The organism is Microcoleus sp. POL10_C6 (assembly GCF_036701585.1).
Lineage (GTDB): Bacteria > Cyanobacteriota > Cyanobacteriia > Cyanobacteriales > Microcoleaceae > Microcoleus.
Window position 1 is genome coordinate 1 of sequence record NZ_JAUBRB010000083.1, and the last position, 20534, is coordinate 20534.

Sequence of the window (20534 nt, forward strand, 5' to 3'; positions counted from 1 at the left end):
CACTTTACCCTCGCTCTCGCGAGCGCATAACCCAGGCTACGTCAAGTGCCATCGATATATTCAGCAAGCCCTAATTATCTCTGAAGATAGAAGAACCCCAAATTAAACACCGCTAACCTATAAAACTATGAGGGCTAAAAAACTACTTAAAAATTGATTGATATAAGGAATTTTTAAGTAGAGCTTAAGATAAAAGAAAGGAAATTTATGGTATTGAGTATTATTGTTCACGGTGGAGCAAAAACCATCACAGAAGACAAGGTTGCAGCCAACAATGCAGGCTGTACCGCAGCAGCAGAAGCTGGTTGGGCAGTGCTCACAAGCGGGGGTACCGCTGCAGAAGCTGTTGAGGCAGCTATCCGGGTTCTGGAAGCTGACCAGACATTTAACGCAGGCTTTGGATCGGTTCTCAACAACCAGGGAGAGGTAGAGCTAGACGCAGCGATGATGGAAGGCGGTTCATTAGCTTGGGGAGCCCTCGCAAATGTTCAAGGGGTGCGCCATCCCATCTCTGTGGCGCGAAAGATTATGGATAAAAAACCCATGTTCTTAGTAGCGGATCATGCAGAACATTTTGCTGCAGAAAGTGGAGCCGAGATGTGTACAAAAGAAGACTTAATCGCAGATGAGCAACAGGAAGAGTGGGAGGAGGAAAAAGAAGTTATTGACCGCCCCAATACCGTTGGTTGTGTAGCTTTGGATAGTAGTGGCACTTTAGTTGCCGGTACCTCAACAGGCGGCACTATGAATAAGCCCGCCGGTCGCGTCGGCGACAGCGCCATTATCGGGTCAGGCTTGTTTGCTGACAGTCAACAGGGCGGTTGCTCGACCACAGGCGATGGCGAGTCGATTATACCAGTAGTTCTGGCTAAGACGGCGATCGACATTCTAGCGTCCGGCAAGCACCCAGACGATGCAGCGCAGATGGCTATTGAGACTCTGGCATCTAAGGTTGCCGGAGAAGCTGGGTGTATCCTCATAGACCCTCAAGGGCGGGTTGGCTGGGCGCATAACTCAACCGACATGGCTTGTGCTTATAGAACCGAAGAAATGGACAAGGTGGCTGTGTTCACTAAGAAAAAACAACTCGTCCATCATTGAAATTATTGAGGCTGCATTCTCTCTAGTTGGAGAGGGTTAAAATTCCGCAACTAATATCTTGTTTCTTAGGTATTAAGTAGCAGGACATCAATAAACATTTTTTCAATTTGTAGGGCGGGCATTGCCCACCCTACGTTTAATTATGTCGAGCTACTTAGTGGCCGAGAAAACAGTTCAATTCAAACTCGACTTGAAGGTTTCTTATGAACTCCACATACGATTTTCCTTACTTTCAGGGGAATTCTCTTTCCGATTTGTTTGCTCCAGACATCACAGATTCACGTTATGCGTTCATCCTAAATTACCCTGCAACTGCCAGTTGGGCTGCTTACCCCAACAGGAAAAAATACTTTATTCAAGACGGCAGCAGTGAAGCCACCAAAACTTCTTTCGACAAGATTGGTCAGAAGGAACCTTGGAAAAATCTGGCTGTGTTAGGCGATGCCATCCCAGGGATTGTGATTAATGAGCCGCCGAACTCGCTGATTGACTATTGGCGGGAGCATTTTGGCTTCAGCTACAGCAGTATGGAGATGATAGACTGCTCAACTTACCTCGATGATCTCAGCGTAAGCGATCGCTTTGACAAACTCCTGACTCTATTTCCCTTCGACAATCTCAAACCAGAAAAACACGCCGTCCATCCTGACATCCACTACCACTTGCTTAGCAAAGCAACGCTAGCAGAATTAGGCGTGCAATGTCCGAAATACCAAACCTACAATCTGCACGAAGTCAATCTCGAAAGCATTCAGTTACCAGAGCAATTCCCCTACTTGATTAAAACATCCCACGGACTTTCTGGAGAAGGCACTTATATTATCAAAAGCGCCAGCGATCTGAACTACTGCTTGCAGGAAGTGAGGAAATATCTCGATATTAAGTTGCTGGATACGATTATTGTCTCGGAATTCGTCAAGAATGAAGTGCAGAACTTTTGCGTGCAGTTCTATGTAAGCAAAACCGGAAATATCACGCTCATCGGCACTACCAGTCAACTTGTCACCCCAGAAGGTAGCTATTTAGGGGGACTAATTCACTACCGCGAAACCGACATGAGTAGGTTTTTTGAGATGATTGCCGCTATTGGTAAATATGCTCACCAACAGGGTTATTTCGGCGTTATTGGCTTCGACGTGCTGGAAGACTCAGAGGGACTGTTGTATGCCATTGATGCCAATTTCCGAGTTAATGGCTCGACTCCGCTTTGCTTACAGCGCCATACCTTACTGGGGCGGGGAAAGGAGGTGGCTAAATATTCCAGTGACTGGCGAATGGATGGGACTTTGGAATCGATTCTTGTCACTCTGAAACCAGAACTCGATCGCAAGGACTTGATAATCCTGTCGGCTTTAGAGAAGGTTAAATACGGAAAAATCTACACAGAAATTTACGGGATAGTTGCTGGTGAGGATATGGAGGAAATGCAGCAAATTGAGCAGAACTTGCACACTAAGGGATTGCAGCAATTGGGTTAATATTTACTCTACCGCTTGCAGCGGTTATGGGGTTTTCCCCCTCATCTGGCGCGCACCACCAACACCGAACAAGGAGCTTCAGCGACAACTTCCGCACTCACCGAACCCTCCAAAATCCGCTTTAAACCAGTCAAACCCCGACAGCCGATCGCAATTAAATCCGCCTTATAGATATGAGCCAAACGGACAATTTCTTCTGCAGGTTGTCCCGAAACAATCTCCAATTCGCTCTGGCAAGGCAACTTTTCCTGATAAGATTGCAGCAACTTCTCTACCTCTCGGTAAGCAATCTCATCTCCCTGAGCGTGAGGTCGATCGACAACCGCGTCAAAATCCGCCGTACCAGAACTGACAACATGAACTAGAATCACCTTTGCCGTTGGTTCTAGCTGAAATTGTCCTACAACTTGCAGTACCTGAGTCGCTAACTCTGAATTGTCGATCGCTACCAAAACAGTATTCAATACCATTCACCTTTAAATTTCAGATATTTAGACTTTAAATTTTCGTTGATTGTCGCCTACTGTCCACAATTTCGCGCTCCCACCAACATTATTATTATCTACCCAGAAACCCGGTTTCTTAACATAATTGCGTCATTTAAGCAAGATACTTGAAGAAACCGGGTTTCTTAAGCCCGGAGTGCGTCAGTAGGTAGGTGCAAATAAACTGGGCCACTTGTCACAGAATGTAAAGTTAGCATAATCGCCAGCGAATTGCTTCGTTTCACTGGCTTTGGACTAATTATGTATTTTCCCACTCATCTACTTAAATCTCGATCGCCAATCTCAAATCTACCATCTAAAACTCACCCTTTCCCTCATTTTCAGTCCGCAGCCGCACCGAATCAGCGTGAGAAGGAAGCCCCTCTGCTTCGGCTAACACATTAATCGCCCTACTCACCTTCTTAAGTGCAGCAGGCGAATATTGAATCAAACTCGAATGCTTCATAAAAGTTTCGACACCAAGCGGCGACGCATAGCGCGGAGCCCCAGAAGTCGGCAAAGTGTGATTCGGGCCAGCCAAATAATCACCTACAGCTTCCGGCGTCGAGCAGCCCAAGAAAATCGCCCCAGCGTGGCGAATTTGGTCGAGCAAAGCCCAAGGATCTGCAACTTGCAATTCCAAGTGTTCGGGCGCAAACTCGTTAGAGAGTTCCGCCGCCGCTTTGAGCGAGTCAACTACCACGACTAAACCATAGTTGACGATCGCCTTTTCTGTTAAAGTTCGGCGCGGGTGATTTGCCAACTGTCTGTCTACCTCAGCCACCACCTTCCTAGCCAGCACCGAATCCGCCGTCAGCAAAATTGCCGACGCCATCGAATCGTGTTCAGCTTGAGCCAACATATCCGCAGCCACGTGCACAGGATTCGCCGAACCATCAGCAATAATCAGCACTTCCGACGGGCCAGCCAGAGAATCGATCCCCACAGTCCCGTAAACCAGTTTTTTAGCCAGGGTGACGTAAATATTCCCCGGCCCAGTAATTAAATCCACCTTCGGAATAGTTTCCGTACCGTAGGCCAAAGCCGCGATCGCCTGCGCCCCGCCTACCCGATAAATCTCATCAACTCCCGCTTCCTGAGCCGCTACCAGCACCGCAGGATTCATTTTCTTTTCCTGTCCGGGGGGAGTACACATCACCAGTCTCGGCACCTTGGCGACCTTCGCAGGAACCGCATTCATGATCACCGAGCTTGGATAGGACGCCTGACCGCCAGGAATGTAGATTCCCGCTCGATCGACCGGGGTGTAGCGCTTGCCCAAAACAATCTCGTCATCGCCAAACTGCACCCAAGACTTGGGTACGCGCTGTCGGTGAAACGCTTCTACCTGTTTGCAAGCCAGCCGGATGGCATTTAATAATTCTTTCGACACCTGCTGATAAGCAGCATCCAATTCGGCGCCACTCACCCGTAAATCTTCCACATTTAGGGTCATGCGGTCAAATTCAGCAGTGTAGTGCAGCACAGCCTGATCGCCTCTGCGCCTTACAGCTTGCAGCACCTCCCGCACGGTGGCTTCTTTGTGAACGACAAGTTCGTCATGGGTGCGATCGCAGATCCGTCGCAGTTCAGCTTGTGCCTCAACCCACTGAGTAATGATTCGCAGCATGGAGATTAGGAATGCCGTCTATAACTTCACTAACATTTGCTTGACAATTGGGGATTTTTGTGGGGATCTCCTAGAGAAGTAGGCCACCACCAGTCCACAAGCTTAAACCGCGAGAGTCGCGGCCTTTTCCAAGGCTTCAGTGCAGCGTTTAAATCTCTGTCGAGGATTTTGCAACACTGAGGACAAGTCACGACCTTCTCTAGGAATTGCCCGCCAGAGAACCGGGTGCGGAGGGAGAGGGTGGGAACGCAGAGGGGGAGAGTGTCCGACCCCGATAATATCCGAGAGGGAGAGTGTTCGAGCGGGAGAATTTTGGTTCTGCCTTCTAGCTTCTACCTTCTGATCCGGCTGTCTTCTACCTTCTACCTTCTACCTTCAGCTTTTTACCTTCTACCTTCGGTAAGTGCTTCTTGCCGAAGCCCAAATAACCCGTATTCTTTGTTATAGCTTAACTTGGATTTTTCAGAGAATTGGATTTTAAGCAAAATAGGTGCTATATTAGTTTTTCCAACACCTGATAATTTTTTTATAAAAAAACGCCAAATTATTGTATACTTGAAAATTGCGCGCAAGAAACCGTGACTTTAACTCGTGACGGTGGAAACACCGCAAAACGCCTCCTTAACATCCGTGTCATACCTTTGGGTATTGTCAGGGGTAAATAACAGGCAGTTAAATGAGTCAATAAAAAATTATTGCGCGGGCGTCGCCAAAAAGTAGCCACAGACTCAGCTCAATCTGAGCAAATGGAGAGTGGCTGTCTCACTCCGCCCTTAAAAATCAAGCTTTTTGCGGATTGCTCCCGAAAAGGTTGTCCTTCAAAATCCCCGTGTCTTGAGACTGTCTTGAGACTAGGGTGTATCAATGAATACCTACTTCCAGCAACTGAACTATGGCAAATATTAAGTCCGCCGTCAAACGAGTCAAAATCGCCGAACGTAACCGCTTGTACAACAAATCTTACAAGTCAGCGGTCAAAACTTTGATGAAGAAATATTTCGCTGCCGTAGACAAGTACGCCGCAGCTCCGAGCCCGGAATTAATGCAAGAAGTTCAGCAGCGAATGTCCGAGGCCTACAGCAAAATTGACAAAGCTGTCAAAAAAGGTGTACTCCACCGCAACAACGGCGCTCGCAAAAAGTCCCGCTTGGCAAGAACCCTCAAGCCGCACGAAGTATCGGTAGCATCTTAAGGAAGCAGAAAGTTCGGCAACGAAGCAGTGTACAAGATTGAAGGGATGGATGTTGAGGGAAGAAGTCAAGCGTGAAGAAGTCCAGCGTGAAGCAGGAAGAAGGAAGAAAGAAAACGGAAGATTTTTCCCACACACTCTCTCCCACTCCCACTCCCAGACTCTCTCACTCCCCCCTCGCACTATCCCACCAGGACTCTCCCGTATCACCTCTAATCTGCTTCCCCCATGCAGCTCATCGACACTCACGTTCATATCAACTTTGAAATCTACAAATCTGAGTTAGAAGCCATTCGAGAACGCTGGCGCGAAGCTGGTGTAGTTCGGCTGGTTCATTCTTGTGTAGAGCCAGAAGAGTTTGCCGGCATTCAAGCAATCGCCAACCAGTTTGCAGAAGTGTCCTTTGCGGTGGGACTCCACCCCCTAGATGCCGAGAAGTGGAAAGACGAGACTGCAAGCCAGATTAGGGAATTAGCAAGTTCGGACTCTAGGGTAGTGGCGATCGGCGAAACCGGACTGGACTTTTATAAAGCTGACGATCGAGAACACCAGTTTAAAGTGTTTGAGGCACAGCTTGAAATCGCCCAGGAACTTGACAAACCAGTCATTATCCACTGTCGCGACGCCGCCGCCCCAATGGCCGAAATGCTGAGGAACTTTTGGCAAACACGGGGGCCAGTGCGCGGGGTTATGCATTGCTGGGGAGGCACACCCGAAGAAACCCAGTGGTTCTTAGACCTAGGTTTCTACATTAGTTTTAGCGGAACAGTCACCTTTAAAAAAGCCTTGCAAATACAAGAATCAGCTTGTATGGTAAATAGCGATCGCATCCTAGTCGAGACAGATTGCCCTTTTCTCGCCCCCGTACCCCAGCGGGGAAAACGCAACGAACCAGCCTATGTCTACTACGTAGCCGAGCAAGTTGCTAAATTGAGAGGAGTTTCTCTCTTAACTTTGTCCCAGCAGACAACCGAAAATGCCTGTCAGCTATTCGGCTTTTCAGTTTAGTTATAGCAGAACAGAGAAACGAGGAAAACAGGTCGATTTAGGAGCCAGCGCTCAGGACAATCCCATTTCTATCCTGCCAGAAAAACCGGATTCATCCTTTATTGGAGATTCTTTTGGCGTTGCCTGTTGCGATCGGATTTGCGTCCTATAATAAAAAGAACCAACCGATCGGGCGTTGGCTTAGTATCCGCGACTACGATGTCGTCCAGGAACTACCAACACAACGCGAGTACGCTAACCTTCGGGATCGGTCAAAACTTCACGCAATACCTCAAACTTACACACTCAAACTTACACATCAGAAGAAACTTGGAACCTCAGCAATTTGGCAATAGCTGTCAAGTCAATTTTAGGAGTCAAAAGTGTAGGGAATTCACCCCGGGATACTACGAGATCAGAGCTAAAAGCATCTCGATCGAAACTAAAATCCGCACAAAAATACTGCGACCTACCAGCAATAATAACCGTTGCAGCAGTTGGCAGGCGATCGAAAACATCATATAAATTCTCTCACACAATCCATCAAAAAAACGCAACAAGGTAAAAAAGCCCAGCCTTGGCGCCATGTAAAAAGCTAGAGCCACTGCGGAAAAAGGACACCCATGACCACTAAAGATTACACAGAATTCGCCTTCACCTTGCCCGACCTGATCGAAATCCAGCGGGCAAGTTTTCGCTGGTTTCTAGAAGCCGGGCTGATCGAAGAACTCGACAGCTTCTCCCCGATTACAGACTACACGGGCAAGCTGGAACTCCACTTCATGGGCAAAGACTTCAAACTCAAGCGCCCCAAATATGATGTGGACGAAGCCAAGCGCAGGGACAGCACCTACTCGGTGCAAATGTACGTCCCCACCCGCCTGATTAACAAAGAAACAGGGGAAATCAAAGAACAAGAAGTCTTCATCGGCGACTTGCCGTTGATGACCGAGCGCGGCACTTTCATTATCAACGGCGCCGAACGGGTCATCGTCAACCAAATCGTGCGTTCCCCCGGCGTGTACTACAAATCGGAAACCGACAAAAACGGTCGCCGTTCCTATAACGCCTCGCTCATCCCTAACCGTGGCGCGTGGCTCAAGTTCGAGACAGACAAAAACGATTTAGTCTGGGTCAGAATCGACAAAACCCGCAAACTCTCAGCCCAGGTGCTGCTCAAAGCCCTAGGACTCACAGACGGCGAAATCTACGACTCACTCCGCCACCCGGAATACTTCCAAAAGACGATCGAGAAAGAAGGACAATTCGGCGAAGAAGAAGCTTTGATGGAGCTCTACCGCAAACTCCGTCCAGGCGAGCCCCCCACCGTGGCGGGCGGCGAACAGCTCCTCAACTCGCGCTTTTTCGACCCCAAACGCTACGATTTGGGCCGAGTCGGCCGGTACAAACTCAACAAAAAATTGCGCTTGACAGTCCCCGATACAACGCGGGTGCTGACATCGCAAGATATCTTGACCGCGATCGACTACTTAATTAACCTCGAATTCGACATCGGCTCCACCGACGACATCGACCACTTAGGCAACCGTCGCGTCCGCAGTGTCGGAGAACTGCTGCAAAACCAAGTGCGCGTCGGACTCAACCGCTTAGAACGGATCATCCGCGAAAGAATGACCGTCTCGGATGCCGACTCCCTCAGCCCCGCTTCTCTGGTCAACCCCAAACCGCTGGTAGCAGCAATCAAGGAATTCTTCGGTTCCTCCCAGCTATCGCAGTTCATGGATCAAACCAACCCTCTGGCTGAACTGACTCACAAACGTCGGCTTTCCGCCTTGGGCCCTGGAGGTCTGACTCGGGAACGCGCCGGGTTTGCAGTACGGGACATTCACCCGTCCCACTACGGCCGGATTTGCCCGATCGAAACACCAGAAGGTCCCAACGCCGGTCTGATCGGTTCCTTGGCAACCCACGCCCGCGTCAACCCTTACGGCTTCATCGAAACTCCTTTTTATCCAGTAGAAAAAGGACGGGTGCTGCGCGACAAAGCCCCTGTTTACATGACAGCCGACGAAGAAGACGATTTGCGCGTCGCCCCCGGAGACATCAGCCTCGACGAAAACAACAACCTCTTGGGCGAAACCGTAGCCGTCCGCTACCGCCAAGAGTTTACTACCACCACTCCGATGCAGGTGGACTACATGGCGATTTCGCCCGTGCAAATCGTCTCCGTAGCGACATCGCTGATTCCGTTCTTGGAACACGACGACGCCAACCGAGCTCTGATGGGATCGAATATGCAGCGGCAAGCTGTGCCGCTACTGAAACCAGAACGGCCCCTAGTTGGTACGGGCTTGGAAGCTCAGGCCGCCCGAGATTCCGGGATGGTTGTGGTTTCCCGGATCGACGGCGAGGTGATTTACATCGACGCTACCCGGATTATTGTCAAACCCCTGGCTGTAGATGCCGAATCGAATTCCAGCGAAGAACATTTCCTGATTAAGGAATACGACGATCTCAAAGTCAAACAGCCCTCGGTTTGGAAGCAAAAATATGCTGGCTGCATCGAACACGAACTGCAAAAATATCAGCGTTCTAACCAAGATACTTGTTTAAACCAGCGTCCGCTGATTTATGAGGGCGATCGCGTCGTAGCAGGTCAAGTGCTCGCCGACGGTTCCTCCACCGAAGGGGCAGAACTCGCTCTGGGTCACAACATCCTCGTAGCTTATATGCCTTGGGAAGGCTACAACTACGAAGACGCGATGCTAATCAGCGAGCGTTTAGTGTACGAAGATGTGTACACTTCGATCCACATTGAAAAATACGAAATCGAAGCCCGTCAAACTAAACTCGGCCCAGAAGAAATCACCCGCGAAATTCCTAACGTCGGCGAAGACGCGCTGCGCCAGCTAGACGAACAAGGAATTATCCGCAAAGGTGCCTGGGTAGAAGCCAGCGACATCCTAGTCGGCAAAGTCACCCCCAAAGGCGAATCCGACCAACCGCCGGAAGAAAAACTGCTGAGGGCAATCTTCGGCGAAAAAGCCCGCGACGTGCGCGACAATTCCCTCCGCGTCCCTAACGGCGAAAAAGGCCGCGTGGTGGATGTGCGGGTGTTTACCCGCGAACAGGGCGACGAACTGCCCCCCGGCGCCAACATGGTCGTCCGCGTCTACGTAGCTCAAAAGCGGAAGATTCAAGTCGGCGACAAAATGGCCGGCCGCCACGGAAATAAGGGTATTGTGTCCCGGATTCTGCCGATGGAGGATATGCCTTATTTGCCCGACGGGACTCCGGTTGACATAGTGCTCAATCCCTTGGGCGTACCGTCGCGGATGAACGTAGGTCAGATTTTTGAGTGCTTGCTGGGATGGGCGGGCGAAAATCTGTCGATGCGGTTCAAGATGGTGCCTTTTGATGAAATGCACGGCGCTGAAAAGTCGCGGGAAACCGTACACGGCAAGCTACAGGAGGCACGCGAAAAAACTGGCAAGCCTTGGGTGTTTAACGAAAAGCACCCCGGCAAGACTATTGTCTACGATGGCCGAACTGGGGAACCGTTCGATCGCCCGATCACAGTCGGCATCGCTTATATGCTGAAGCTGGTTCACTTGGTAGACGATAAGATCCACGCCCGTAGCACAGGCCCTTACTCGCTGGTAACGCAGCAGCCTTTGGGCGGCAAAGCGCAGCAAGGGGGTCAGCGGTTCGGAGAAATGGAAGTCTGGGCTCTGGAAGCGTTCGGCGCAGCTTATACTTTGCAAGAGTTGCTGACTGTGAAGTCGGACGATATGCAGGGGCGGAATGAAGCGCTGAATGCGATCGTCAAAGGCAAAGCTATTCCGCGCCCCGGTACGCCGGAATCTTTCAAGGTGCTGATGCGGGAGTTGCAGTCTTTGTGCTTGGATATTGCTGTGCACAAGGTGAATACGTCCGACGAGGGCAGCGAGCACGTTGAGGTGGATTTGATGGCAGATGCTGGGGGCAAGCGATCGCCCTCCCGGCCTACTTACGAATCGCTTTCTCGTGACGAACTTGACGAGGATTAGGCATTAAAGATTAAAGATTAAAGATTAAAGATTTTTTGACAGCCTTCAATTCTTTAATTTTTAATCGACAATCTAAAATTAAAATGCCTCAGCAGTGTTCGTACCACTGCTGAGGCGAATCAACGCTCTAAACAGGAGAGACGCTGACATGACTATTGTAACAGTTGTCCCAGGAATTCAAGGAGAAGTTGACCGGGCGACGGGCTGTATTAACTGGCAAGGGAGCAAGCTGAAAAATGGTTACGGGCGCAAGTGGATCGAGGGCAAAACGGTATTAGTCCACCGATTAGTGCTCGAATCAAAAATACCAGGATTTCTAGATTCCGGTTATTTTGCTTGCCACATCTGCGACAATCCAAGCTGCATCAACCCAGCACATCTCGTAGCTGGAACTGCGGCTGAGAATACGCAGCAGATGATGGGGCTCGCTCGCAAAACTCCCCGACGCAAAAGTATTCCCGGTATTGGTAAACTATCGATCGAACAACTGCGGGAAATTCAGCGTAAATATTTAGCTGGAACCACCAAAAGCCACCTAATAAAAGAGTATGGCGTACAGTATGACACTATTACTAAGATACTTCAGGCAAAAATCCCCCATAACTTCACTACAGTTCCCCCCGGTTTTGTAGGAGAAATTCAAGACAGCGGCTGCATAATTTTTCAAGGTGCAAAGGATGGTCAAGGTGGTTATGGCAGGTACTTTAAAAATGGGAAATCCCAATCAGTTACTCGTGCTGTTTTAGCAGAGAAATTAGGATGTGAAATTCCCACTTCGATGGATGCTTGTCATACCTGCGATAATCCCAGTTGTATTAATCCAGAACACCTTTGGGGTGGAACTCGCACTCAAAATTTATTAGATGCTTCTAAGAAAGGACGCACTCAAGGCAAAAGTCATCCCCTTTCCAATGCCAAATTAGACTGGGAAAAGGTGCGAGAAATTAGGCAAAAACTAGCAGCAGGAGAGAGAGTGAAGGATGTAGCTCAAGAATACAGTGTTGGTCGCAAAACCATACACGATATTAAGTATCACGTCACTTGGAAGGAAGCAGGCGAAGAGGTTCCAGTTCCTCGCATGGGTGGATATCTCGATCGCAAATTGACTTTCGAGCAAGCTCTTGAGGTACGAAAAAGAATTAGAGCGAGAGAATCAATCTCTAAAATCGCTGATGACTTTGGAGTATCGTCAAGTGTCATCTCTGATATTAAAAATCACGTCACATATAGAGGAGTATAACATTGATTTAAGCCGTGAAACAAGCAACCAAAAAAGATAAACAACCACAAATAATCGACTGTAAATTATTAATTGGAGTCAAGAATGGCTAAAATAGAACAACGCTTTGATTACGTCAAGATTGGGTTAGCTTCACCAGAAAGAATTCGACAGTGGGGAGAGAGAACTTTACCCAACGGTCAGATTACTGGAGAGGTGACAAAACCGGAGACCATAAATTATCGCACGTTAAAACCTGAAATGGATGGCTTGTTTTGCGAGCGCATTTTTGGGCCTGCAAAAGATTGGGAATGTCATTGTGGGAAGTACAAACGAGTTCGCCATAGAGGCATTGTTTGCGAAAGATGCGGTGTAGAAGTCACTGAATCTCGCGTCCGCCGTCACCGGATGGGATTTATCAAATTAGCAGCTCCAGTAGCTCACGTTTGGTATCTCAAAGGCATCCCGAGTTACATGGCAATTCTGTTAGATATGCCGCTCCGAGATGTGGAACAAATCGTTTATTTCAATGCCTACGTTGTCCTCAATGCAGGTAATGCCGAAAAACTGCAATACAAGCAATTGCTCACGGAAGATGCTTGGTTGGAAATTGAAGACGAACTTTACAGCGAAGATTCCACGCTGACGGGCGTAGAAGTAGGCATAGGTGCTGAAGCTTTGCAAGTTTTGCTGCAAAATATTCCGCTAGAAAGTGAAGCGGAAAAGTTGCGGGAAGATATTGCTAATGCTAAAGGTCAAAAACGGGCAAAGTTAATTAAACGCTTGCGGGTAATTGACAACTTCATCGCTACGGGATCTCAACCCGATTGGATGGTACTCAACGTGATTCCGGTGATTCCCCCGGACTTGCGGCCGATGGTGCAGTTAGACGGCGGGCGTTTTGCAACGAGCGACCTCAACGACCTCTATCGGAGAGTCATCAACCGCAATAACCGCTTGGCGAGACTGCAAGAAATTCTGGCACCAGAGATTATCATCCGCAACGAAAAGCGGATGCTGCAAGAAGCTGTGGATGCGCTGATTGACAACGGTCGCCGGGGCCGGACAGTGGTGGGGGCAAACAACCGCCCGCTGAAGTCGCTGTCGGACATCATTGAAGGGAAACAAGGTCGCTTCCGGCAAAACTTGCTGGGGAAACGGGTTGACTACTCCGGGCGTTCGGTGATTGTGGTGGGGCCGAAACTGAAAATTCATCAGTGCGGTTTGCCGAGGGAAATGGCGATCGAACTTTTCCAGCCTTTCGTAATCCACCGCTTGATCCGCCAAGGATTGGTCAACAACATCAAAGCTGCCAAAAAACTGATCCAGCGCAACGATCCCAGTGTTTGGGACGTGCTTCAGGAGGTGATTGAAGGACACCCGGTAATGCTAAACCGGGCGCCGACGCTGCACCGTTTGGGGATTCAAGCCTTTGAGCCAATTTTGGTGGACGGGAGGGCTATTCAGCTTCACCCGCTAGTCTGTCCGGCTTTTAACGCTGACTTTGACGGCGACCAAATGGCAGTGCACGTGCCTTTGTCTCTGGAATCTCAGGCGGAAGCGCGCTTGCTGATGCTGGCTTCTAACAACATTATGTCGCCGGCAACCGGAAGACCGATCGTTACTCCTTCTCAAGATATGGTGCTCGGTTGCTATTACTTGACAGCCGAAAATCCTGACGCTCAAAAAGGAGCCGGTCACTATTTTTCCAACCTTACCGACGCGGTTGTAGCTTACGAACAAGGAATCGTTGACTTGCACTCTTATGTGTGGGTGAGGTTTCAAGGCGCTATAGAAAACGCAGAACCAGAGGGAGAACCGCTGAAAGTGGAACGCTCTACCGACGGTATAGTGACGAAAGAATACAAGTTCCGCCGGGTTCGGGAAGACGGAGAGGGCAAGGTTCTCAATCAGTTCATTCGCACTACCCCGGGCCGGATTATCTATCACCAAACCATCGAATCGGTAATTAACAATTAGAAAGGGGTAAGGGGTAAGAGGTAATTGATAAGAGGTAATGGGTAATAACTGAGAAATAATCGCTAACAAATAATAGTGATTGCAACCGGAAAATTCACCCATTACTACTTACAAATACTTTCAGCGACGCGGTGACTGAGCAAAGTCTAAGGGCAGTAAAAGTTACCAATTACCAATTAAGTAAGTAGGTGCAAATAAACTTTATTATGGGAAGGGCAGGTGAGTCGATTCATCTCCTAGCCGAAGCTCCGGTTCCTTATACGCTAAACCAGCCCCTACAAAAGGCTCGTTGTTTTTTCCCGTCGCTGTACTTATCAATTACCACTTACCACTTACCAATTACCAATACTTCGGCTACGTTCTGAAACCTTGGGCTTCGCTCAGGAGAACCGATGTCGAACGGCAGTAAAAGTTACCAATTACCACTACTCAGAAAAATGACAGAAAATAAGGAAATTGTTTTTCGCAATCGAGTTGTTGACAAAGGTCAGCTCAAAAAATTAATCTCTTGGTCTTTCATGCACTACGGAACGGCCCGTACAGCGCAAATGGCAGATAAACTCAAAGACTTGGGTTTCCGCTTTGCGACACGAGCGGGAGTTTCGATTAGCGTAGACGACCTGCAAGTGCCCCCGTCAAAACGATCGCTCCTCGATGCCGCCGAAGAAGAAATCCGCATCACCGAACAAAAATACACCAGAGGTGAAATCACCGAAGTCGAACGCTTCCAAAAAGTAATCGACACCTGGAACAGCACCTCAGAAGACCTCAAAGACGAAGTAGTCAAAAACTTCCGAGCCACAGACCCCCTAAACTCCGTCTACATGATGGCCTTCTCCGGGGCGCGGGGAAACATTTCTCAAGTGCGGCAGCTAGTCGGAATGCGCGGACTGATGGCTGACCCCCAAGGAGAAATCATCGACTTGCCAATTAAAACCAATTTCCGCGAAGGACTCACCGTCACCGAATACATCATCTCTTCCTACGGTGCGCGCAAAGGCTTGGTAGATACAGCCTTGCGGACAGCAGACTCTGGCTATCTTACCCGTCGTTTGGTGGATGTATCCCAAGACGTAATTGTGCGGGAAGTAGACTGCGGCACCCAGCGCGGAATTCGAGTACGGCCGATGACGGACGGAGCAACCGTGCTGATACCCCTCAAGGACAGGCTCCTAGGGCGGGTATTCGCCAAAGATGTGGTGCACCCCAAAACCGGGGAAATCGTGTCTTACGGCAGCGAAAAAGCCGTCCGAAATCAGCCAATTACCGAGGAGTTGGCGACGGAAATTGGTAACGCTGGGGTGGCAGAGGTGTATTTACGATCGCCCCTGACTTGTGAATCTACCCGATCGGTTTGTCAGCACTGCTATGGCTGGAGTCTCGCCCACTTGAAAATGGTGGACATGGGAGAAGCGATCGGGATTATTGCAGCTCAGTCGATCGGGGAACCGGGAACCCAGCTCACCATGCGTACCTTCCACACCGGCGGCGTATTCACTGGAGAAGTCGCGAAACAAGAACGCGCACCGTTCCCCGGTGTAGTGAAATTCAAGAACTTGCGTACTCGCTCGTTCCGCACCAGACACGGCGAAGAAGCACTGGTGGCAGAAAACAACGGCAAACTTGTATTTGAGGGCGACGGTTTTGAAGAAGGGAAATCCGGCGCCAAAAATCAAAAGCTGAAAATTGAATTGGCGATCGTCCAGGGTTCTACTCTGATGGTCAAAGACGGACAGCGTGCCATTCCCGGTCAAGTTTTGGCAGAAGTGCCGATCGTCGGTCGCGCCGCCCGCAAAACTACGGAAAAAGTGACTACAGACGTGGCTTCCGACTTAGCCGGAGAAGCCAAATTTGCTGATTTGGTGCCAGAAGAAAAAACCGACCGCCAAGGGAATACCACCCGCACAGCCAGCAAAGGCGGGCTGATTTGGATTCTTTCAGGAGAGGTCTACAACTTGCCCCCTGGCGCGGAACCAGCAGTGAAAAATGGCGATCGCATTCCGGCCGAAAGCGTGATTGCCGAAACTAAACTCGTCTCCGAACACGGTGGCGTAGTCCGCATCGCTGACCCCAGAGAAATTGAAATTATCACCGCCCAAGTCCTGCTCGACCAAGCAGTCGTGCGAGCTGAAAGTGCAGGCGGCCGCGACCACTACACGATAGAAACATCTTCTAAGCAGCGGTTTTCCCTGAAGACGGCTCCTGGGAGCAAAGTGATTAACGGGGAAGTCGTCGCCGAACTGCTCGACGACAGCTACCGCACAGCTACAGGGGGCATTGTCAAGTACGGCGGGGTGGAAGTCCACAAGCGCGGCAAAGCTAAACTTGGCTACGAAGTGGTCAAAGGCGGCACTCTGCTCTGGATACCGGAAGAGTGCCATGAGGTAAATAAAGATATTTCATTGCTGCTGGTGGAAGACGGCCAGTACGTTGAGGCCGGTACAGAAGTCGTTAAGGATATTTTCTGCCAAACCAGCGGGGCAGTGGAAATCACTCAGAAAAATGACATCCTCCGGGAAATTGTGATCAAACCGGGCACACTCCATGTAGTAGACCGCCCGCCACTAACATTTGGGGAAGGTCAAATCGTCAACGCAGGTCAAGAGATTTTCCCTGGCTTGATTGCCGAAGAGTTGGGCTATGCGGAGTATATCGAAACTCCCGAAGGCCCGGCTTTGCTGCTGCGGCCTGTGGTGGAGTTTCCAGTGCCGGATAAGCCACCTGTGCCTTCTCAAACGGCGCTCAATGAGTCAATCTCTTTGAAAGCGGTGCAGCGACTTCCTTATAAGGATGGGGAGCGCGTCAAATCTGTCGAGGGATTGGAACTGCTGCGGACTCAGCTTATTTTAGAAATAGGTTCGGGAGCTCCGCAACTGGCGGCGGATATCGAGCTGCTGCCGGATGAGGATGATGCTATGGCTTTTGGGGCGGACGGTTCGGGCCCGGCTTGGGGTTCGCCTGAAGACGCTAGTGCGTCGCAAGAGTTGGCGATGGCTGTGGCTGATGGGGGCGATCGAGTTTCCAAGACTTTCCGCTTGCAGCTAGTGATTTTGGAATCGCTAGTGATTCGGCGGGACGTGTCTGCCGATCCGACTCAAGGCAGCACTCACACGCGGCTGTTGGTCGAAGATGGGCAGTCGATCGCACCTGGGGCAGTAGTCGCCCGCACAGAGATTCTCTGCAAAGAAGCGGGTATCGTTCGAGGCATCCGTGAGGGGCATGGTGAACCAGTGCGCCGACTGTTGGTGATGCGAGATGCGGATTCTATTTCGATCTCTGTGGCAGGTACGCCGGATGTGAGTCCGGGTCAACTGCTGGTAGCTGGTACCGAAATAGCTCCGGGGGTTGTTCTCGAAGAGTCCGGCCAAGTTGTGAAGGTTGTACCTGCGTCGGAGACAGAACCAGCGAAACTCTTGCTCAGAGTGGCGCGTCCTTACCGGGTTTCGGCTGGTGCGGTGCTGCACGTAGACGATGGCGATTTGGTGCAGCGGGGTGACAATTTGGTGATTCTGGTGTTTGAGCGGGCAAAGACTGGGGATATTATTCAGGGTTTGCCACGGATTGAGGAACTTCTTGAAGGGCGGAAGCCGAAGGAAGCTTGTATTTTAGCCAAGCGGCCGGGGACGGCTCGTGTGGTTACGGATGACGATGTTGTGGAACTTGCGGTGATTGAGGATGATGGCCGGATTGAGGAGTATCCTTTGTTGCCTGGTCAAAACCCGATCGTTTCCGACGGACAGCGCGTAGGCGTCGCCGAAGCTTTGACCGACGGGCCTGCTAACCCTCACGAAATTCTGGAGGTGTTCTTCCACGTGCTCAAGGAGCGGCAGTCTACTTTTGAGGCTGCCTTGGAGAGTTTCCAACAGGTACAGACGTTTTTGGTGAATGAGGTGCAGTCGGTTTATCAGTCTCAGGGCGTGGATATTTCTGACAAGCACATCGAGGTGATTGTCCGCCAGATGACCAACAAAGTCAGGATGGAAGATGGCGGCGATACTACTATGCTCCCCGGTGAGTTGGTAGAATTGCGGCAGGTTGAGCAGGTGAATGAGGCGATGTCAATTACTGGTGGAGCGCCGGCGGATTATACTCCGGTGTTGCTGGGGATTACTAAGGCTTCGCTGAATACTGATAGCTTTATTTCCGCTGCTTCGTTCCAGGAGACTACACGGGTGTTGACTGAGGCTGCGATCGAAGGTAAGTCTGACTGGCTGCGCGGACTTAAGGAAAATGTGATTATCGGCCGCCTGATTCCTGCGGGTACTGGGTTCAATGCCTATGAGGATGCTGGGGTTCAGGATGCGGGTTTTGATGGTGCTGTGTTTGATGACGACATCCACGATTTACAGGAGGATGTGGTACTTGACGATCGTACTGCGCGCCGCGCTTATACGATCGAGAGCGGTTTTGAGATCGGGCGCCCGTCTGATCTTGAGCCTGATGAGGATTTTGAGGAAGTTGAGGTTGATGACGACGATTTTGTCGCTGAGACTGAGGATGATGCCTTGGGATCAGATGTTGACGATGATGATGATATCGGTTTTGACTTCGATGAGGACGAAGACTAATCATAGTTTTGAGATTGCATGAGTGAGCGAACAGCGTTGCGCGAGGCACGAGGATTAGTTGGTTCCACGGGCGCCACACACTTCGATTTCACTCGTCATAAAAATCTCAAATTTTGCCTCACAAATTACAAGTCCGAACTCATAGCATTGTGCTTTCTTGACATCGAAAGGAAGAAGGAAGAAGGAAGATTCAGAGTTTAAGCAAACTTTGTAATTCTAGAGTTTTAATTGTTTGTTGGTTTAAACAAACAATTCTTTCTTCCTTCTTCCTTTTTCCTTCTTCCTTCTTACTCCTTCTTCATGTATGATTCACTCAATCAGGCAGCAAAGCCTTGATTTGATTAACAAACTCTTGATGGTCTACCACAGGTTTAGAGATGTAACCGTCGGCACCGCTTTGATCCAGAAATGTTTCTTTATCACCAGCCATCGCGTGAGCAGTCACCAAAATAATCGGCAGCGATGCCGTTTGCGGGTCAGCTTTGAGCAGTTGAGTAATCTTAATGCCGTCAACAGATTTGCCCTGGTACACGCTGCGGGAAAGAGACACATCCATTAAAATCAAATCAGCTTCGCCGTTGGCAGCAATCTGCATCACCTCTTCAACATTTTCCGTGTGCTTCACGGCTAAGCCCCCCCGCTTAGTCAGAATTTTGGAAAAAACCCGAGCATTAACCAAATCGTCCTCTACAATCAGAACGGTTTTCATAAATAAATATGGGAAGTATAGAAACTTTGTGACTTTAGTCCAAAGAGGAACACGACACGGGGAGTACATTCCCCGTCAAAAATGCAGAGTTTTTAGCGCCATTAGCCGGGAACCCTGCAAAACCCGTATGTATATCCTTGAGCCACTAGCTGTGAGAGGGTTTACAGATGCCTAGAAGCATCCAGTACCATCATTTAGACTACTACACACAGACAGTTTAGTTGTTTTTTATAACTAGACCTGGCACTGGTGAGAGCCTCAAGATTCTCAGGTAGCAGGTTTCTAGTACAATCTAGGAGGCCGGGACGGCGCCGCGCAACCCGGTTTTTGCTCGTTTCGGCCGGCTATAACGAACTATTGCTATGAAAAAACCGGGTTTCTGACTACCCGTGCGTCCTGGACTTATAATATCCTCTCTTTCGGTAAAGCCTCCGGCTTCTACCATTTTAGATTTTAGATTTTAGATTTTAGATTTTAGATTTTAGATGGGAACTGATTGACTGGATATCCGTTTGGAGCACGGACCTACAGTTGCATTATTTTTTGAACTGGGATTAGAGTCGGGAATGTGTGATAATTATTTTCCTTCTTCCTCATTAGAATCAAGCCATGTTTATTCACGTACTCCCGTCGCCACAGCATTCGGAGTAGCGAATCTAGCGGGGATTGGTGGGGATTGTTGGAGATTCCTAATTCTCTGTTTTAACCCCTCAAAACAGCTTAAAATATCGACGCTTCCGTTCATCAATGGGATGTCAGACTAGGAGAGATCGCCAGGAGAGCTTTTGAGTGATAATTCATCAATATCGGCATTTTTGACACTCTCAGCGAGTCATGGCAACGCTCTATTGTTGAATAAGCCCAAAACTGGGAGTTCACTCATAGTCCAGTCGCCTCTACACGATCAGAACAAGTACCACTACCAGAAGTATTCCAATTGGGCTTACTTTTCTTTTTTAATACTTTCGGAGTCCATCACGCTTGCCACAATACGCTAAGCTCGATCGTCTACCATTGCTGCTTGATCAACGCTACGGCTGTACTGAGACGAGATCAATCTGGGGTTTCTCCTGAATAGAATATTTCTTCGGGTAGATGGTTATATCAGGTTCGGATAATTAGTTATAATTAAGGGCAGCCGATTCACAGGGACGCCAAACCCCCTATGCCAAAAAAAG

General features: G+C 49.5%; 11 protein-coding genes. 8 read left to right on the plus strand and 3 right to left on the minus strand.

Annotated elements, in window-relative coordinates; genetic code table 11:
- Window positions 1-207 precede the first annotated feature (207 nt).
- Window positions 208-1101: an isoaspartyl peptidase/L-asparaginase family protein gene (locus QUA34_RS27755; protein ID WP_333390423.1), complete on the plus strand. Its 894-nt coding sequence runs from the start codon at window positions 208-210 to the stop codon at window positions 1099-1101.
- Between the two features lie 203 nt (window positions 1102-1304).
- Entirely contained in the window at window positions 1305-2579 is a 1275-nt protein-coding gene (locus tag QUA34_RS27760) for a carbamoylphosphate synthase large subunit (protein ID WP_333390426.1), read from the plus strand.
- A gap of 41 nt (window positions 2580-2620) precedes the next feature.
- Here the strand turns inward: QUA34_RS27760 and QUA34_RS27765 are convergent, their stop codons facing one another.
- Entirely contained in the window at window positions 2621-3049 is a 429-nt protein-coding gene (locus QUA34_RS27765; RefSeq protein WP_333329234.1) for a universal stress protein, read from the minus strand.
- Between the two features lie 331 nt (window positions 3050-3380).
- Window positions 3381-4694, minus strand: coding sequence for a histidinol dehydrogenase (gene hisD, locus QUA34_RS27770; RefSeq protein ID WP_333329231.1), 1314 nt, complete (start codon window positions 4692-4694; stop codon window positions 3381-3383).
- A gap of 892 nt (window positions 4695-5586) precedes the next feature.
- Here hisD and rpsT point away from each other — a divergent pair.
- The 6 genes from rpsT to QUA34_RS27800 all read left to right on the plus strand — a co-directional run bounded on the left by rpsT (window position 5587) and on the right by QUA34_RS27800 (window position 18647).
- Entirely contained in the window at window positions 5587-5886 is a 300-nt protein-coding gene (gene rpsT, locus QUA34_RS27775) for a 30S ribosomal protein S20 (protein WP_006632886.1), read from the plus strand.
- Between the two features lie 225 nt (window positions 5887-6111).
- Window positions 6112-6891, plus strand: a complete 780-nt coding sequence (locus QUA34_RS27780; protein WP_333329228.1) for a TatD family hydrolase — start codon at window positions 6112-6114, stop codon at window positions 6889-6891.
- A gap of 602 nt (window positions 6892-7493) precedes the next feature.
- Window positions 7494-10880, plus strand: coding sequence for a DNA-directed RNA polymerase subunit beta (gene rpoB / locus QUA34_RS27785; RefSeq protein WP_333054817.1), 3387 nt, complete (start codon window positions 7494-7496; stop codon window positions 10878-10880).
- A 148-nt stretch (window positions 10881-11028) separates the two neighbouring features.
- On the plus strand, window positions 11029-12120 hold the full coding sequence (locus QUA34_RS27790) for an HNH endonuclease (RefSeq protein ID WP_333390429.1): 1092 nt from the start codon (window positions 11029-11031) through the stop codon (window positions 12118-12120).
- An 84-nt stretch (window positions 12121-12204) separates the two neighbouring features.
- Window positions 12205-14079 carry a DNA-directed RNA polymerase subunit gamma gene (locus QUA34_RS27795; RefSeq protein WP_333255258.1) on the plus strand — a complete coding sequence of 625 codons (1875 nt, stop codon included), beginning with the start codon at window positions 12205-12207 and terminating at the stop codon, window positions 14077-14079.
- Between the two features lie 437 nt (window positions 14080-14516).
- Window positions 14517-18647, plus strand: a complete 4131-nt coding sequence (locus QUA34_RS27800; protein WP_333390433.1) for a DNA-directed RNA polymerase subunit beta'' — start codon at window positions 14517-14519, stop codon at window positions 18645-18647.
- 313 nt (window positions 18648-18960) lie between these two features.
- Here QUA34_RS27800 and QUA34_RS27805 read toward each other — a convergent pair whose 3' ends face one another.
- Window positions 18961-19356, minus strand: coding sequence for a response regulator (locus QUA34_RS27805; protein WP_006632892.1), 396 nt, complete (start codon window positions 19354-19356; stop codon window positions 18961-18963).
- Window positions 19357-20534 lie beyond the last annotated feature (1178 nt).

Excerpts from the sequence above, each read along its gene's own strand:
- rpoB (WP_333054817.1), top strand. The coding sequence starts at position 7,494 with ATGACCACTAAAGATTACACAGAATTCGCCTTCACCTTGCCCGACCTG.
- QUA34_RS27800 (WP_333390433.1), top strand. The coding sequence starts at position 14,517 with ATGACAGAAAATAAGGAAATTGTTTTTCGCAATCGAGTTGTTGACAAA.
- QUA34_RS27755 (WP_333390423.1), top strand. The coding sequence starts at position 208 with ATGGTATTGAGTATTATTGTTCACGGTGGAGCAAAAACCATCACAGAA.
- QUA34_RS27805 (WP_006632892.1), bottom strand. The coding sequence starts at position 19,356 with ATGAAAACCGTTCTGATTGTAGAGGACGATTTGGTTAATGCTCGGGTT.
- QUA34_RS27765 (WP_333329234.1), bottom strand. The coding sequence starts at position 3,049 with ATGGTATTGAATACTGTTTTGGTAGCGATCGACAATTCAGAGTTAGCG.
- QUA34_RS27790 (WP_333390429.1), top strand. The coding sequence starts at position 11,029 with ATGACTATTGTAACAGTTGTCCCAGGAATTCAAGGAGAAGTTGACCGG.
- hisD (WP_333329231.1), bottom strand. The coding sequence starts at position 4,694 with ATGCTGCGAATCATTACTCAGTGGGTTGAGGCACAAGCTGAACTGCGA.
- QUA34_RS27780 (WP_333329228.1), top strand. The coding sequence starts at position 6,112 with ATGCAGCTCATCGACACTCACGTTCATATCAACTTTGAAATCTACAAA.
- rpsT (WP_006632886.1), top strand. The coding sequence starts at position 5,587 with ATGGCAAATATTAAGTCCGCCGTCAAACGAGTCAAAATCGCCGAACGT.
- QUA34_RS27795 (WP_333255258.1), top strand. The coding sequence starts at position 12,205 with ATGGCTAAAATAGAACAACGCTTTGATTACGTCAAGATTGGGTTAGCT.
- QUA34_RS27760 (WP_333390426.1), top strand. The coding sequence starts at position 1,305 with ATGAACTCCACATACGATTTTCCTTACTTTCAGGGGAATTCTCTTTCC.